At 58.7% G+C, this 16,155-nt stretch carries 7 protein-coding genes; 5 read left to right on the top strand and 2 right to left on the bottom strand.

From position 1 onward, the window contains the following. Positions 1-41 precede the first annotated feature (41 nt). The gene (locus tag B0G52_RS14540; RefSeq protein ID WP_094045564.1) at positions 42-1,394 is read left to right on the top strand and encodes a lytic polysaccharide monooxygenase; all 1,353 of its coding nucleotides are present in this window, start codon (positions 42-44) and stop codon (positions 1,392-1,394) included. An 89-nt stretch (positions 1,395-1,483) separates the two neighbouring features. Here the strand turns inward: B0G52_RS14540 and B0G52_RS14535 are convergent, their stop codons facing one another. Further along, positions 1,484-3,325 (bottom strand): discoidin domain-containing protein, encoded by a 1,842-nt coding sequence (locus B0G52_RS14535; RefSeq protein WP_094045473.1) that lies wholly within the window; start codon positions 3,323-3,325, stop codon positions 1,484-1,486. Between the two features lie 153 nt (positions 3,326-3,478). Next, entirely contained in the window at positions 3,479-9,226 is a 5,748-nt protein-coding gene (locus tag B0G52_RS14530; protein ID WP_094045471.1) for an S-layer homology domain-containing protein, read from the bottom strand. Between the two features lie 352 nt (positions 9,227-9,578). Here B0G52_RS14530 and B0G52_RS14525 point away from each other — a divergent pair, with 352 nt between their 5' ends. The 4 genes from B0G52_RS14525 (at position 9,579) to B0G52_RS14510 (ending at position 16,141) form a co-directional block, all read left to right on the top strand. After that, on the top strand, positions 9,579-9,968 hold the full coding sequence (locus B0G52_RS14525; RefSeq protein ID WP_094045469.1) for a VOC family protein: 390 nt from the start codon (positions 9,579-9,581) through the stop codon (positions 9,966-9,968). Positions 9,969-10,512: 544 nt separating this feature from the next. Beyond that, on the top strand, positions 10,513-11,256 hold the full coding sequence (locus B0G52_RS14520) for a sulfite exporter TauE/SafE family protein (RefSeq protein ID WP_233162671.1): 744 nt from the start codon (positions 10,513-10,515) through the stop codon (positions 11,254-11,256). Between the two features lie 104 nt (positions 11,257-11,360). After that, complete coding sequence (locus tag B0G52_RS14515) at positions 11,361-11,990, top strand: YfbR-like 5'-deoxynucleotidase (RefSeq protein ID WP_094045467.1); 630 nt, start codon at positions 11,361-11,363, stop codon at positions 11,988-11,990. 350 nt (positions 11,991-12,340) lie between these two features. Then, positions 12,341-16,141, top strand: coding sequence for a glycoside hydrolase family 10 protein (locus B0G52_RS14510; RefSeq protein WP_094045465.1), 3,801 nt, complete (start codon positions 12,341-12,343; stop codon positions 16,139-16,141). The last annotated feature ends 14 nt before the right edge of the window (positions 16,142-16,155 follow it).

Below are 16,155 nucleotides of genomic sequence, written 5' to 3'. Positions count from 1 at the left end.
AAGCCCGGCCAAACCCTAATTATGAGGAGGAATTATTAATGATGAAGCAAGTCCGGTTAGACTCTGCCAGATGGTTTAAGCTGCTCGTCGCCGCAGGCGGAATGGTTATCGCGTTCGCCCTCTCCGCGTGGCTGGCCGACAGCGCATCCGCTCACGGATACGTCGATTCTCCTTCCAGCAGGGCGATTCTGTGCAAAAACAATGTGAATACCGATTGCGGAGCGATCGTCTACGAGCCGCAAAGCCTCGAAGCGCCCAAAGGCTGGCCCAACGCCGGCCCGGCCGACGGCAAGATCGCCAGCGCTGGCGGCGTCTTCCCCAAGCTGGATGAGCAGTCCGCCACCCGCTGGGCGAAGGTGAACGTCACCCCGGGACCGACGACCTTCACCTGGAAGCTGACAGCCGCGCATTCCACCGCCAGTTGGAAGTATTACATCACGAAGCCGGATTGGGATCCGAACGCGCCGCTGTCCAGAGCTTCGTTCGACCTGACTCCGTTCTGCAACCTGCCATACAGCGGCCAGCCGCCGTTTACGTTCTCCCATACGTGCGACATTCCGGTTCGTACCGGCTACCACGTCATCCTGGCGGTATGGGAAATCGCCGATACGGCCAACGCCTTCTATAACGTGATCGACGTCAACTTCGCCGGTCCGGCCGACACGATTCCGCCTACCGCTCCGACCAATCTGGCCGTAACGAACGAGACTTCCTCGACCGTATCGATCGCCTGGACGGCGGCGACCGACAATGTCGGCGTTAACGAGTACCGGATCTATCGCAACGGAGCGCTCGTCGGCACGGTGAACGGCGCGACGACCGCTTATCAGGATACCGGACTTGCGGCCAATACCTCCTACTCGTACAAGGTCGTGGCGCGGGATCTTGCGGGCAATTCGTCGCCCGACAGCAATACGGCGGCGGCAACGACAACCCCTCCCGTCCCGGACACGCAAGCTCCGACAGCTCCGGCAGGCTTGCACGACATGGGCGTTACGGCGACCAGCGTATCTCTGATGTGGGGACCGGCGACCGATAACGTCGGCGTCTCGGAATACCGGATTTACAACGGTTCTACGCTGGTTGACACCGTTAACGGCTCGACGCTTACCTACAACGTAACGGGACTGTCGCCGAACACTGCCTACACGTTCACCGTCTACGCGGCCGACGAGGCCGGCAACGTATCTCCGGCAAGCAATGCGCATACGGCGACGACTTCAGACACGGTCACCTGTCCGGCTCCCTGGAGCTCATCGCAAGTGTATGTGAACGGAGACCAAGTCACGTATAACGGGAAAAAGTATCAAGCCAAATGGTGGACGCTGAACGAAAGGCCCGATCTGAGAAGCGGCCAATGGGACGTCTGGCAGCTGCTCGGCGATTGCCCGTAAGCGGCTTCCGCACCAGCTGGACGCGCTTTAACCCAAACAAACCTCGGTCCGAACGGGCCGAGGTTTGTTTTTATCGTTTGCGCGTCTCGTTACAAGAACGTCGGAAGCTCGTCCCTCGTAATGACGTTAGACGCATTGTACAGCGCCTGAAGCTGCGCGTTCGAATTGTTCTGGAACGTCAGCTCGGCCCAGCTCATGACGAACGTCCAGCGCGGCTGGGCCAGAAGCTGGCTTGCCGTCGGCAGCACCGCGCATTCGCCGATCGCGATCGGTTTGTTGCCCGCGACGCCGATCGCCGCATTGTATTTGGCCGTCGTAAATCCGTCCGGGTTGTAGATGTCGACCGAGAACACATCCCAATAATTGTTGCCTGGGTTGTAGGCGCTCCAGTTCAAGTCGAGATCCTGCATGTTCCACACCCAGACGAGATTGCTCAAGCCTTTGACATTTTCCAAATAGTCGTGCGTCAACCGGTACAGCGCCGCCGTGCCGTTCGGACCGGAGCGGCCGGCCCACCAGAAAACGCCCTGGTTCATTTCATGGAACGGACGGAACAGCACCGTTACGCCGTTGTCCTCCAAGTATTGCAGGTAGACGGCATACGTATCGAGACGCTGCTTCCATGCCGTGTTCAGCGTGCCGCCGTTCGTAATCAAGGAATTCCACTCGGCGTTCGTCAAGGAGCTGACGACTCCTCCGTCCCATGAGCCCACTTCGCCCTGCTTCGGATTCGTCACATGCATCATAATGTTGACGAGCGCCCCGTTGTCCCACTGCCGCTTCGCTTCGTAGATCATGTTCCAGCGGTTGTTCACGTCGCTCTGGGAAAACAGGAAGTCCCCGCTCCACAGACCGGGGTAGCGTCCGGTAATGCCAAATACGGTGTTGGTTTGCAGAGCGGGCTGGGCGTTCGGTTCCCGATTATGAATGCCGACCACCGTCTGGCTGCCGCTGATGCTCTGCAAATATTGCAGCACTCCGATCGGGCCGCCGCCCCCTCCGCCGGATGAGCTTCCGTAGATTTCGAACTCGTACAACGAATACCCGTACGCCGTCGCGCGCTGGAACGCGTACATTTTCACATATCGCGCCTGCGTCGCCGCAAAGTTGATCGTGTCGCTGCCGCCGGTTCCGTTGTAGTTCGAATAGACGGTCGTCCACGTCGTATTGTTCGTCGAAGTCTGAATCTGGTACCCGAGCGCATAGGCCGCCTCCCATGCGAGCCTGACGCTCGTTACCGTCTGCATGCTGCCGAGATCGACGATGATATGCTGCTGATCGGACCAGGCGGACGCCCATCTTGTATTGCCGTTCGCATCGACCGCATACTGCCCTCCGTACGCGCCCGATTCGGATGACGAGACGGTTACCGGCCTGCCGTAGGCCAAGTTCGTCGTCCCTGTTCCTCCTCCCGTGCTTTGATTGTTGTAAATTTCGAACTCGTACAACGAATACCCGTACGCCGTCGCGCGCTGGAACGCGTACATTTTCACATATCGCGCCTGCGTCGCCGCAAAGTTGATCGTGTCGCTGCCGCCGGTTCCGTTGTAGTTCGAGTAGACGGTCGTCCACGTCGTGTTGTTCGTCGAAGTCTGAATTTGATATCCGAGCGCGTAGGCCGCCTCCCATGCAAGCCTTACGCGCGCGACCGTCTGCACGCTGCCAAGATCGACGATGATATGCTGCTGATCCGACCAGGCGGATGCCCATCTTGTATTTCCGTTCGCATCAACCGCATACTGCCCTCCGTACGCGCCCGATTCCGCAGACGATACCGTAACCGGTTTTCCGTATGCCAGGTTAACGGCTGCCTCCGCTTTGGGCGGAGCCAGCGACAGCCCTCCGAGCAAGAGAACGGCGGCCAAAGCCATAAACAAACCTCTCCGAAACCTTAATGCAGGAACGCGCGCGGTACCGACAGAACCGTTCATCACTTCCAACCTCCTTAATAGATCAGCCGGCTCTCTCTTCTCCTCTCCGAAAAAACCGCTTGTATAGGGACGATGCCCGCACCACCTCCTCTCCGGAAAAAATCCCCCTCCCGAGCGTGCCGGAAGGGGGAACGTGCGCCGGAAAACCAGCGCTTAACGAGTGAGTAAATTCCAGATGACTTGAGCGCTTTCCGACCGCAGCTGACTGCCCTTCGGATCAAACCGACTGCCGCCCTTGCCTTGAATCAGTCCGAGCGCGGACGCCGCATCCACCGATGCCGCAGCCCATCCGCTCACTTCGCTTGCATCCGCGAACGGGGCATCGGGTTGACCGGAAGCTTTCGCGCCTGTCCGGCGCTCGTACGCCCGAACGATCATGACCGCCATTTCCTCTCTTGTAATCGTCTCATCCGGGGCAAACCGGTCCGCCGTGCGCCCTTGCACGATGCCCGCCTCGGATGCGGCGGCGACAACGCCCGCGTACCACTTGCCTGCGGCAACGTCCGCGAACGGCGCCGCCCCGGAAGCTTCCAGCTTCAGCGCGCGGGCGAGGAACGCCGCGAACTCGGCCCGGGTTACGCTGCGAGACGGAGCGAATTCCGTCGCGCTTACGCCTTGCACGATGTGCTTGGCCGCGACTTTCGCAATAACGTCGGCCGCCCAATGTCCGCTCTTCACGTCCGCGAACGTCTTGCGGTATTCAAGCGGAGCATAAGCGCTGAAGTGGCGAACGCGAACCGTAATCCGATTGCCCTCAATCTCTCCGCCTGCGTACTCGAGCGAACCGTCCGCGCCGATCCAATAGATGCCGACCAGGTCGCGATCCGCTCCTTCATTCAGCTCGAACGACAGCGCGATGCCGCCTTCGAATCGTTCGAGCGGCAACTCCTTGCCGTCCGGTCCGACGAGGCCGATGCGGAACGTATACACCGTTCCCGCCGCCCGTATGCCGACTGTATTTTTCCGGCCCGCCTGATCCAGCAATGCGTTCGCGCCGGCAACAGGCACCGCTTCGAAATAAATGTCGCTGTCCGCCAACGCCCCTGCTCCCGCAAGGCTTTGAATTTGCCGAATGACGTCGGCCGGAATCGCTGCCGAGAATCCGTTGCCGCTTACGACCAGCGATTTCGCTTGCGCCCAAGCGCTCGCGTTCGCCGGAATCGTCAGCCTGGTCGCGTCCGACAATGCGGCCGCGATGTTGCCGCTTGCGTCGACGCTCGGATTGTCGATCGCGACGGTTCCGTCAGCCGTTCCGCTGCCCGGACTCGAACCTGATCCTGATCCCGATCCCGGGTTCGGATTTGGGTTCGGTCCCGGACCGGCCTGGCCGGTCAAGCGGATGTCGTCCAGGTGGAATGATCCCGCCGGTTCGTTCAACAAGCCCAAGTACATGTTGAATTCTAAAATTTCTCGCGGATCCAGCGTCCCCGACCCGCCATACCAGGACGGATAATCGAAGTCGGCGAACGGAATTTCTACGAGATGCGCATCCGCGCCGCCCTCGATCTCTGCGGTCGCTTCCATATATTCGCCCGCGCCCGTTTTCACTTGAATCGTCAGCTTATGCGAGCTCGGACCCGGCTGAATCCAGAACTGCAAGCCGGTATACGCCGACCAGTCGGCACTCGGAAGCTGCGTGATGAGGCCGGCATAACCCGGTCCCGTCATGTCGTAGTCGACTTGCATCGAGTACGTTCCGCCGCCCCTGACTTCATCCGACAGCGACGCGGCAATCGCGCCGCCGCCCGTGTTGCGGGTTCCGTAACGAGCCGCGAAAGCCGCCTCATTGCCGGCATAGCCTTCGAAGTCGTCGATCACACGCGTCTGGGTGAAGCGGATATCGTCGAGATGCACGTACCCTGCCGACGGTCCGGTGCCGCCGAGCACATGAAGCGAAAACTCGGTCAGCGTCGTCAAATCCGCTTGCTGCGCGTTAAGCGGCAGACTGATATAGCCGCCTTGCACGTTGGATGCCGTAAACGTTCTCGTCCACGTTCGTCCGGCTTCGTCCTTCAACGCGACGCTCAGCGCGCGCGGCTGGCCGTCCGGACGCACCCACAGCTGCAAGGTGTCATAGCGGCTGCGGTCTGCATCGGCCAAAGGTTTCACGATGCCCGCCCGTGAAACGGAGCCGAGATCGAACGCCAGACGCAGCGCGTATTCGCCTGACCGCTTCGTTTCGGAATCCAAGCTTAGCTGCACTCCGCCTTCCGGTTCCGTCCGGTAGGCTTTGGCAAGCAGCAGATTCTCTCCGCCGTAATGGTCCCCGGCATCGATCACGTGAGCCGGAGGCTCGCCCGGCAGCGAGATCGTTCCCGCGCCGACCGCGATTTGCACGCCGCCGATTTGCGGATTGCCCGTTTCCGGGAAGACGACTTTCAAAAACTTGATGCCTGCCGGAAGCTGCTTCGCCATGCTGTTCGCCTTGAAGCGATCGCCGCCGAGCGGCACGACTTCCGTCTCCAGCTCCGAATAGGTTTCTCCGTCCGTCGAGCCGTAGAATCGGAACGCGTCTTCCGAAGCCGGCTCCGCCGCGTAATACCCTTCGAGCTTAAACGCCTTCATCTCCCCTTGCGTCCGGTACACGACGAACGCTTCATCGCTGCCGCCGCGCGCCAGCCTGGAGCCGTCCCCGCCGTACAGCTCGGGAGTCGCCGTATCGAACGCCAACTGACCTTCCCTGTAGAAAATCGAATTGAAATTGTCCAGCCGATCCGTCAATACGCCCGAAGTCAGAAGCGGCTGAACCGGCGTCAGCGCGGAGCCGTCTCCGACGAACTCGATTTCGACGCGGACGATCGTGCCGTTATTTTCATCGCCGTCCGGGTAGACGATTTTCAGATGGTTCGCCGCCGAAACGGAAGGCGCAGTCCACGTATATTCCGTGCCTGCACGCACCGGCGTCACCGGCACGTACGCAATGCCGTCGTCCGAGACGAGGAACGTGAACGGTTCTCCGCCCCCGGCGCTTTGCGCGTCGACGACAAAGCCTTTGATCGCGCTCGGCGTCCGGTACACGACCGCGCCCGGCTCCGAGTAATACTGCTTCGACTCGTCCGTCCGATCGTCTTCCAGCACGTATTTCGCCGCAATCGGACCGAGCGTCGGCGAATAATCGCTCGCCCCGCTCGCGTTTATTCCTTTGACCCGATAGTAATATGCGGTTCCGGTTACCGCCGTCCAGTCGGAGAACATGTTCTCGCCCGGCTCGACATCGTCGAGCACGTTCTCTCCCACGACCGTCCAAGGACCTGCAGGAGATTCCGCCCGCTCCACCGTATAGTAGCTGGCTCCCGTCGAACCGAGCCAAGACAGCTTGGTCACGGAATCGGATGCAAGCAGCTCAGGCGCCGGTTCCGGAGAAGGCAGCGGAGGCACCGGCTTCCCTTGAATTTCGTAAGCTTTGTCGCGCACGACGCGCAGCAAATTCGTCGCATCCAGATAATCTCCGGACGGCATGCCCGGCCAATGGTAAGCGCGATACAAAATGCCGCCGACCTCGTACTCGCTGTGGCGAACGAATCCGCCCTGGGCGCTGTGCGGACGCAAGCTCCAGATCAGCGCGCCCGACGCTCCGCCCGCGATCGTTTCGTTGAGCATCGAGACGACTTCCGACGTCGGCTTGAAGCCGAACTCTCCGACGAAGAACGGCTTGCCGTGCGCCTCCGCCAGCGCTTTGTCGGTTCTGACCCGGTTCGCGTAGTTGCCGTCGTAGTAGTGGCTCTTGACGATATCGATGTTCGGGTCGGCCAGCGCTTGCGGAGAGAGATTCCGGTAGAAATGCGGCAGCTCCATCTGGTTGCCCGAGACGAGCAGCTGGTTCGGGTTCACGCTCTTGTAGAAAGCCGCGATCTCCGACATCCACTCCGGCGCGACCATCAGCTCGTTGCCCGTCTCCCAGGCGAGGATGGCCGGATCGTCCTTGTAGCGCACGCCCGTGTAGGTGTTAACGCGGTTCATCACTTGCTCGATGACCAGCTTGAAGTCCTCGATCAACTGCGGATCGGTGTAAAAATCGAATCGGCCCTTGCCCCGGAAATGGGCGAAGTCGGTAATGCCGCCCGGCGGCCAATCCCAGTTGTCGATAAACGGAATAATGAGCCGCACGCCGTGCTTGTTCGCCAGCTCCAGCAGCTTGTCCATCGACTTGAACGCCTCGTCGTTCAGTACGCCCGGTCCGTCGATATGCCGCAGCACATGCGGAGGATCGGCTTTATCCCGAACGGTCAGCGTATACGTGCGCAGCACTTGGCCGCCGGTCTGCACGGCCGTCCGAAGCGCGTCCTCCATTTCGAATTCCGTCGGCATGATGCCGTAAGGGCCTTCGTCTTCGTTGTAGAGCCCGCCCGGATAGTTAAACGAAATGAACCGCAGCTCATCGCTTCCGTCCATCAGCTTCGTGCCGGAGGTCGTGACGAAACGGTCGAAGCCCGCGTCTTTCTTGTTGCGCGAACCGTCGAAAGCCGCGATCGCCGCATTCAACAGATCGATATCGCCTTGCGTCGCCGTATTCGCCGTGTACACCGATTCCGCTACGGAAATCGCCTCGTCGAGGCTGTTCCAGGCGGCAAGCGGATATTGCGCATATCCGTCGCCGATCGGCGCGGCGCTCAATTCGCGGCTGGCCTCGCCGAGCCGCAGTCCCAGCCAGTCGTTGGCTGTCGCGGCCGCCACCGGTCCGACCGCGTCTGCGCCCAGCACCGGCTCGCCTGCAACGCCCGCGGCGTCCACCGGCGTCACCTCCAGCTTCACGTACTTGCCTTCCTGGGCTTGCGTCAGTGTGAATGTCTGGCCCCAGCCTCTCGGAATGGGCGCGTACGCCCCGTCTTCTTCGTCCGCTTGCAGCCACCGGTACATCGAGTAGCCTTCCGCCGTCCCGCCGGAATGCGCGTAGTCGAACGAACCGACGAGCGCGCCCGCCACTTTCGCCGCGCCGCCGATCGTCACTCCGCTCGCTTGCGGCAGGACGCTAACGATCGGATCGCCGATGTAGAAATCGTCGTAGTAGGCCGTGCCGCCCGCATCGGAGAGGTACACAATGATCGCGGAGTTCGCTCCGCTGTTGAAGTTCACCGTATACAGATGCCAGTCGTCATGGGCGCCCGTATAGTTCTCCGTGATCTGCGCTTCGTCCGATGCCTGCAGCACCTTGTATGCCGCGCCGCCCGCGCCTTTGCCGTAGAACGTCAGCGTATAATCGGTATTCGGCGCAACGTTCACCGTATACTTGATGCCGTTCCAGTTTTGCGGTCCGCCGATCTCAAGCGCGTAAGCTCCGCCGCGCGCTTCGGCATCGGTCACCTTGAACTTGTCGTTGCCGCCCGTATTCCAGCCGTCCAAGTTCCCGGATTCGAAATCTCCGTTGGAGAACAGATTGTTCAACACCCGTTCGAGCGTGAAATCGTCGTAAAAAGCGACACCGCCCGCATCGGACAAGTAGATGACGACCCCGTCGTTAGCGCCGCTGTTGAATTCCACCGTATAGAGCGTCCAGTTGTCGTTCGCTCCGGTGTAATGCTCGGTCAGCTGCGCCTCATCGGATGCCTGAAGCACTTTGTAGGCGGCTCCTCCCGCCCCTTTGCCGTAAAACTTCAGCGCATAATTCGTGTTCGGCTCCACGTCGGCCGTATATTTGATGCCGTTCCAGTTTTGCGGCCCGCCGATCTCAAGCGCGTAGGAACCGCCGCGCGCTTCGGAATCGGTCGCCTTGAACTTGCTGTTGCCGCTCGTATTCCAACCGTCCAGGTTCCCGGATTCGAAATCCCCGTTCGCGATCAGATTCACGCTCGCGGCGCTCGCCGCTCGGCTCCATCCGCCCCCGCCCGGCGCGGCGACGCCGAACGCCAGAGCGAAAACGAGCAGAAGAGCCAGCCTCTGTCGCCATCCCTGTCTCATCGTCATCCTTCTCTTCCCCTTTTACGAAATGATGATTGCGCTTACACTCTATCACACCTTTAAACAAATATCAATTATTTTCAACTTATTAATTAAAAGTTTCAGAATATATTGAATCTAACTTGTCCTTTTTCCTATAATTTCAAGGTTAAATCCTTTTCCCTTCTATACCATTTTTCAAAAAATTCATCAAACTTTGATTTTCCCACCGTTTCGCGATTAAACTAATTTCAACTTTTTTTAGAGTAGAACTGCATCTTAGGGATGGCAGGAGATTCCGTTTAAGCCATATCCTCCTTGACGACTCGGATTTGATCCAGTAGGATAGAGGCATTTCCAGGATTCGGAGGTTATAAGGATGGCAACGAAAAGAATCGATCATGTCGGCGTAATGGTGAAGGATCTCGAAACGACGATTCGTTTCTACACGGAGATTGTGGGACTGGAGGTCAAAAGCCGGGTCGCCCATACGAATGGCGTGCTGCAATTGGCCTTTCTCGGAGCCGGAGGCTCCGACGAAACCGAGATCGAACTGATCCAAGGGTATAACGACCAACTGCCCGCAGAGGGCAAGGTGCACCATTTCGCGGTAACCGTGGACGACGTCGAGGCGGAGCACGAGCGGATCAAAAGCTTAAACATCCCCTTCGTGCCCGGATTCGAGGAGATTACGGCGCTGCCGAACGGACATCGCTACTTCTTCATTCATGGTCCGGATAAGGAATGGATCGAGTTTTTCCAGCGGTAAGCAAAGTCAACAGCCCTCGGTGTATGCCGGGGGCTGTTTTCTACGACGGGCCAATTCACACACATGAGCGCACACACCGAAAGAATTCAGATAGAGCCACTCGAATTGACCGCCCCTAACGGTCCGGCAGACCGTTACGCGTGCGAATCCGGGCCGTTGGCCGCCTCTAACGGTCCGGTAGACCGTTACACCCGCGAATCCGGGCCGTTGGCCGCCCCTAACGGTCCGGTAGACCGTTACGCGTGCGAATCCGGGCCGTTGGCCGCCCCTAACGGTCCGGCAGACCGTTACGCGTGCGAATCCGGGCCGTTGGCCGCCCCTAACGGTCCGGCAGACATTCTTTACGCGCAAGAGATCTGGCAAGCTATTTGTAAGTCAATTGTCAGTCGTAGTTGTTAACGTCATAATTCGTCCTCGACAGCAGCTAACGGAAATACGGGATACTCAGCAGGAATTCTCTGGTATTCCGTCTCATAATTCGTTTGTTTCGTAAATGGGCTTCCGTGTTACAATGAACGAAACAGCGAGATCGGGGAGAGGTTTCTTGCAACTGGACGGATTGGAGCTCTTGATCGGCGTTGCCGCCGGTTTAATGATCGGATTCTCGAAGACGGGGATTCCGAGCTCGGGGATATTCGCGGTGACTCTGATGGCGATGGCGTTCCCGGCCAAAGATTCCGTAGGCATCATTCTGCCGATGCTCATTTTCGGGGATATCATCGCGGTTGCCTATTACCGGCGCAAGGTCGTCTGGAAATATTTGATCGTGCTTATTCCATGGGTTTTGGTCGGAGTCGTCGCAGGTTATTTCTTCCTGGACATCGTCAGCGATCATACGCTTAAGCTGACCATCGGCTGGCTTGTGCTGGCGCTTATCGCGCTGCATCTTATTCGGGAGCGGTTCGGCGACAAATTCTCGGGCCAGGGATGGCTCGCTTCGTGGTTCAATCCTTTTCTGGGAGGAACGGCCGGATTCGCGACGATGATCGGCAACGCCGCGGGAGGCGTCATGTCGATCTATTTGCTGGCCAAGAAGCTGCCCAAGGAGGTGTTCGTCGGCACCGGAGCCTGGTTTTTCTTCCTCGTCAACCTGCTGAAGGTGCCTTTCTCCGTACAGCTCGGCATCATCACTTGGGATTCGCTGCTCTTCAACTCGCTGATGATCGTTCCGATTGTCGTCGGAGCCTGGGTCGGCATTCGCGTGCTGGCCAAGCTGCCCGAGCGCTGGTTCCAATATTGCGTGCTCGGACTGTCGGCGGCGGGGTCTCTGAGATTGATTTTCTTCTAACAAAGACGCACATGACCCGCCGTTAATTCTCCCTTAACAAACCGATTGTATACTGGGTGTAAAGCAACTGCTTGTCATCCAGATATGCGAAAGGAATGAGGTCTATGGGAATTCATACGTATTTTCAATCGTTAACCGACCTGGAGCGGATTATCCGCTGCCCGGGCAAGTTCAAGTTTCAGGAGCACAGCGTGTCGGCGCATTCGTGGAAGGTCGTGCAGTACGCGAAAACGTTGGCGGACATCGAAGAGAGCAACGGAGTCGCCATCGACTGGAAGAAGCTGTACGAAATTACGAGCAGCCACGATTACGGAGAAATATTCATCGGCGACATCAAGACGCCCGTGAAGCATTCTTCGTTGGAGCTGCGAGCCATGCTGCAGCAGGTCGAGGAAGGCATGGTCGACCATTTCATCGACGAGCACATTCCCGCCGAATTCCAGCCGATCTTCCACAGACAGCTGCGCGAAGGCAAAGACAACTCGGTCGAAGGCCAGATCCTGGAAGTCGCCGACAAAATGGATCAGATCTACGAGGCTTTCTCGGAGCTGCAGCTGGGCAACACGGAAAAGGAATTCGTCACGATGTACCGCAACGCCTTGATCAAAATCAAACAAATCAAGCTCCATTGCGTCGATTACTTCCTGCGAAACATCCTCCCCGATCTCGTCAGCGAAGGCTCCCGCTCCCCGATCGACATCGAGAAAATCACGAACGAAGCGCTCGCCTCCTAAGCTCCCTCCTTTCTCCAACCCCTCTCACCATCCTTCCCGCTGCCCGTTCTCATCCGTTCTTCCTTTCTCACCCGAAATCTCTGTTCCTGCCCGTTGCTTACTCCTCACGCCGCACTTTCGTCTCCAATCCCACTCCGACTCTCCCTTCCGCCCCCCTTGCTTCCGTTTCTTCCTTCTCTTACCCCCGTTTTCCGCCCACTTCTTTAAAAAATGCAGTACGATGTTAAGTTCCCCGGGTAAACCGCGTTTTCGGAAGTCGCTATAATCTTGCTTAGGAAAGGAGGGTTTTCCAATTATTGTGTAAGCGCTTTAGTGATTTCGCCATATCACTTTGGAGGGGAATGTGATGAATGGTTAAAAAATTCAGGAAATTCGCCCATCTGCTGCTTGCGTCCGCGCTGCTCGTACCGTCGGGATGGCTTGCCCCGGTTGCGAGAGCCGACGGCGGCGAAGCGGCGGCGGATACGACGATCTACCATGAAACGTTCGCCGAAGGCGCCGGAGCGGCAGCGCAGGCCGGGGGAGCCAGCTTGACGCCGGTCACAGGGAAAGCATTCGACGGGAACGACGACGGCGCGGCTTTGTATGTGAGCAACAGAGCGAACAACTGGGACGCGGCGGACTTCGGCTTCGGCGACATCGGTCTGGAAAACGGCAAAACCTACACGGTAACCGTCAGCGGGTACATCGACGAGAACGAGACCGTACCTGCGGGCGCGCAGGCGTATTTACAAACCGTCGACAGCTACGGCTGGCTGGCAGGCGCGGACCTGGTCGCAGGAGCGGCCTTCTCCCTGACGCGGGAATTCACCGTCGATACGAGCAAGGACAGGGCCTTGCGTGTTCAATCCAATGATAACGGCGCGTCGGTTCCTTTTTACATCGGGGATATACGCATTACGGAGAAGACGGCCCCGGGAGAAGAGGAAGAAAATCCGAGACCGCCGGCTTTGGAGTTCGCCGCGATAACGTTCGAAGATGAAACCGCTGGCGGCTTTGCGGGCAGGGCCGGGACGGAGACGCTGACCGTCACCGACGAGGCGAACCATACGGAGGGCGGCTCCTACGCCTTGAAGGTGGAAGGCAGGACCGGCACTTGGCACGGACCGGCGCTTCGTGTGGAGAAGTACGTGGACAAAGGCCGCGAGTACAAGGTGACGGCTTGGGTGAAGCTGATCGAGCCCGCCAGCTCCCAGCTTCAGCTGTCCACGCAGGTCGGCGACGGAAGCAGCGCCAATTACGTGCAGCTGTCGGCCAAAACAATCAATGCCGCGGACGGCTGGGTCCAGTTCGAAGGAAGCTACCGTTACAACAACGTGAGCAGCGAATTTTTGACGATCTACTTAGAAAGCTCGAATAATGCCACGGCCTCCTTTTATATCGACGATATCGGTTTCGAGCCCACAGGTTCCGGACCGAGCGAAATTCAGAAAGACTTGACTCCGATCAAAGACGCTTACCAGGAAAGCTTCCTGATCGGCAACGCGATCTCCGCGGAGGATCTCGAGGGCGTCCGTCTGGAGCTGCTGAAGATGCACCACAACGCAGCGACCGCCGGCAACGCGATGAAGCCGGACGCCTTGCAGCCTTCGAAGGGCAACTTTACTTTCGAGACGGCGGATGCGCTAGTCGATAAGGTGCTGGAGGAAGGGATGCAGATGCACGGACACGTGCTGGTCTGGCATCAGCAATCTCCTCCGTGGATGAATACGGCAGACGGCAACCCGCTGAGCCGGGAAGAGGCGCTCGACAACTTGCGGACTCATATCCGCACTGTCATGGAGCATTTCGGCGACAGGGTCATTTCCTGGGACGTCGTCAACGAAGCAATGAACGACAATCCGCCGGAGCCCGCGGACTGGCAGGCGTCCTTGCGGCAAACTCCATGGTACCGCGCCATCGGGCCGGACTACGTGGAGCAGGCGTTCCTGGCGGCGAGGGAAGTGCTGGACGAACATCCGGAGTGGGATATCAAGCTGTATTACAACGATTACAACGAGGATAACCAGAATAAGGCGCAGGCCATCTACAATATGGTCAAAGACATCAACGACCGGTACGCGTTGGACAATCCCGACAAACTGCTGATCGACGGCGTCGGCATGCAGGGACATTACAACGTTAATACGAACCCGGAAAACGTGAAGCTGTCTTTGGAGAAATTCATTTCTCTTGGCGTGGAGGTAAGCATTACCGAGCTGGACGTTCAGGCGGGCAGCAACTACGAGCTATCCGAGAGGCTGGCCAACGCCCAAGGGTACTTGTACGCCCGGCTGTTCGAGCTGTTCAAAGCTCATGCCTCGGACATCAAGCGCGTAACTTTCTGGGGCTTGGACGATAACACGAGTTGGCGAGCCTCTTCCAATCCGCTGCTGTTCGATAAGAACCTGCAGGCGAAGCCGGCTTACTACGGCGTTATCGATCCGGAAGCTTTCATTGCGGAGCATGAGCCCGAGTCGACGGATGCAAATCAATCGATTGCCCGTTTCGGTACGCCGAAGATCGACGGTGCGGCGGACCAGATTTGGAGCCTGGCGCCGGAAATGCCGATCAGCCGGTACCAGACGGCTTGGCACGGAGCGACCGGAACGGCCAAGGCGCTCTGGGACGACAGGCATCTGTACGTCCTGATCCGGGTCAGCGACGCGCAGCTCGACAAGTCGAACGCGAACGTATGGGAGCAGGATTCCGTCGAAGTGTTCCTGGACGAGAACAACGGCAAGACGTCGTTCTATCAGAGCGACGACGGACAGTTCAGAATCAACTTCGACAACGAAACTTCGTTTAATCCGCCCGGACTCGGAGACGGCTTCGAGTCGGCCGTTCAAGTATCGGGAACGAATTATACGGTCGAGATGAAGATCCCGTTTAAGACGATCACGCCGGGCAACGACGTCAAGCTCGGGTTCGACGCCCAGATCAACGACGCGAAGGACGGCGCCCGTCAGAGCGTAGCCGCTTGGAACGATACGACCGGCACGGGCTATATGGACCCTTCCGTGTTCGGAGTACTGACGCTCGTCGGTAAAGTCGACAACGGCGGAGGCAATAATGGCGGCGGCACTCCTTCGATGGGGGCCGAAAACGGCAGGATCAAACCCGAAATCAAGAATGAGAACGGTCGCGCAATTGCCGCTGTCTCCTACGACAGCTTGAAGAAGGCGCTCGAACAGGCGGTTCCAGCCGCGAACGGCGCCAAACACATCGTCATCGAGCTGACGAAACAAGCAGACACTACAACCTATGAAGCGCAATTGCCGACCCGAATCTTGCAGAGTGAGGACAACTTCCTGCTGTCGGTGCAGACGCCTTACGCAACGCTTCAACTTCCCGGCGGGTTGCTGTCCGGCGCGGGCGTAGACACGGAGCACGTGTCCGTTCGCGTTGCCGAAGGCTCCAGAGATAAGCTCGATGCCGCGACTCGCGAGCGGATCGGCAATCACCCGTTGATCGAACTCAGCCTGACGGCAAACGGCGAAGAGGTGGCGTGGGGCTCCGGGGCAAACGTTACGGTATCCGTTCCGTATACGCCGACGGCGGAGGAGCGTCTAAATCCAGAGCGAATCGTCGTATGGTATATCGACGGAGAAGGTCGGACGACGGCGATCCCGAACGGACGTTACGACGCGGCAACGGGAACCGTCGTGTTCCGAACGAGCCACTTCAGCACTTATGCAGCAGCATTCGTATTCGCAACTTTCGAAGATGTACGAAACGTGCCATGGGCTAAACAGGCAATCGAAGTCATGGCATCCCGAGAAATCGTGCAAGGCGAGGAAGGCAATCGCTTCTCTCCGGCATCCTCCGTATCCAGAGCGGACTTCGTCGCGCTTCTCGTCAAGACGCTGGAGCTGCCGAACGCAGACGACCTGAACAACGGCGGCGGAGCGAACGCGAACGGCAGCCTCTCCCGGCAGGACATGATCGTGCTGACGAGACGCGCGCTGGAAGCAGCGGGCAAACCTCTGGAGGCAGGCGGAAGCCTGGACGCGTTCTCCGACGCGGCGAGTATGACCGGCGACGCGAAAACTAGCGCGGAGGCTCTCGTGAAGGCCGGCGTCATCAACGGCAAGAACGGCAAAATCGCGCCCAAAGATGCGCTGACCCGCGCGGAAGCGGCGGTCATTCTGTACCGGATTTGGAAGCTGTAAAGAAATAACGCTCA

Origin of the sequence: Cohnella sp. SGD-V74, from assembly GCF_003001675.1 — a bacterium.
Classification (GTDB): domain Bacteria; phylum Bacillota; class Bacilli; order Paenibacillales; family Paenibacillaceae; genus Cohnella.
This window is presented reverse-complemented; position numbering and strand designations above follow the sequence as displayed.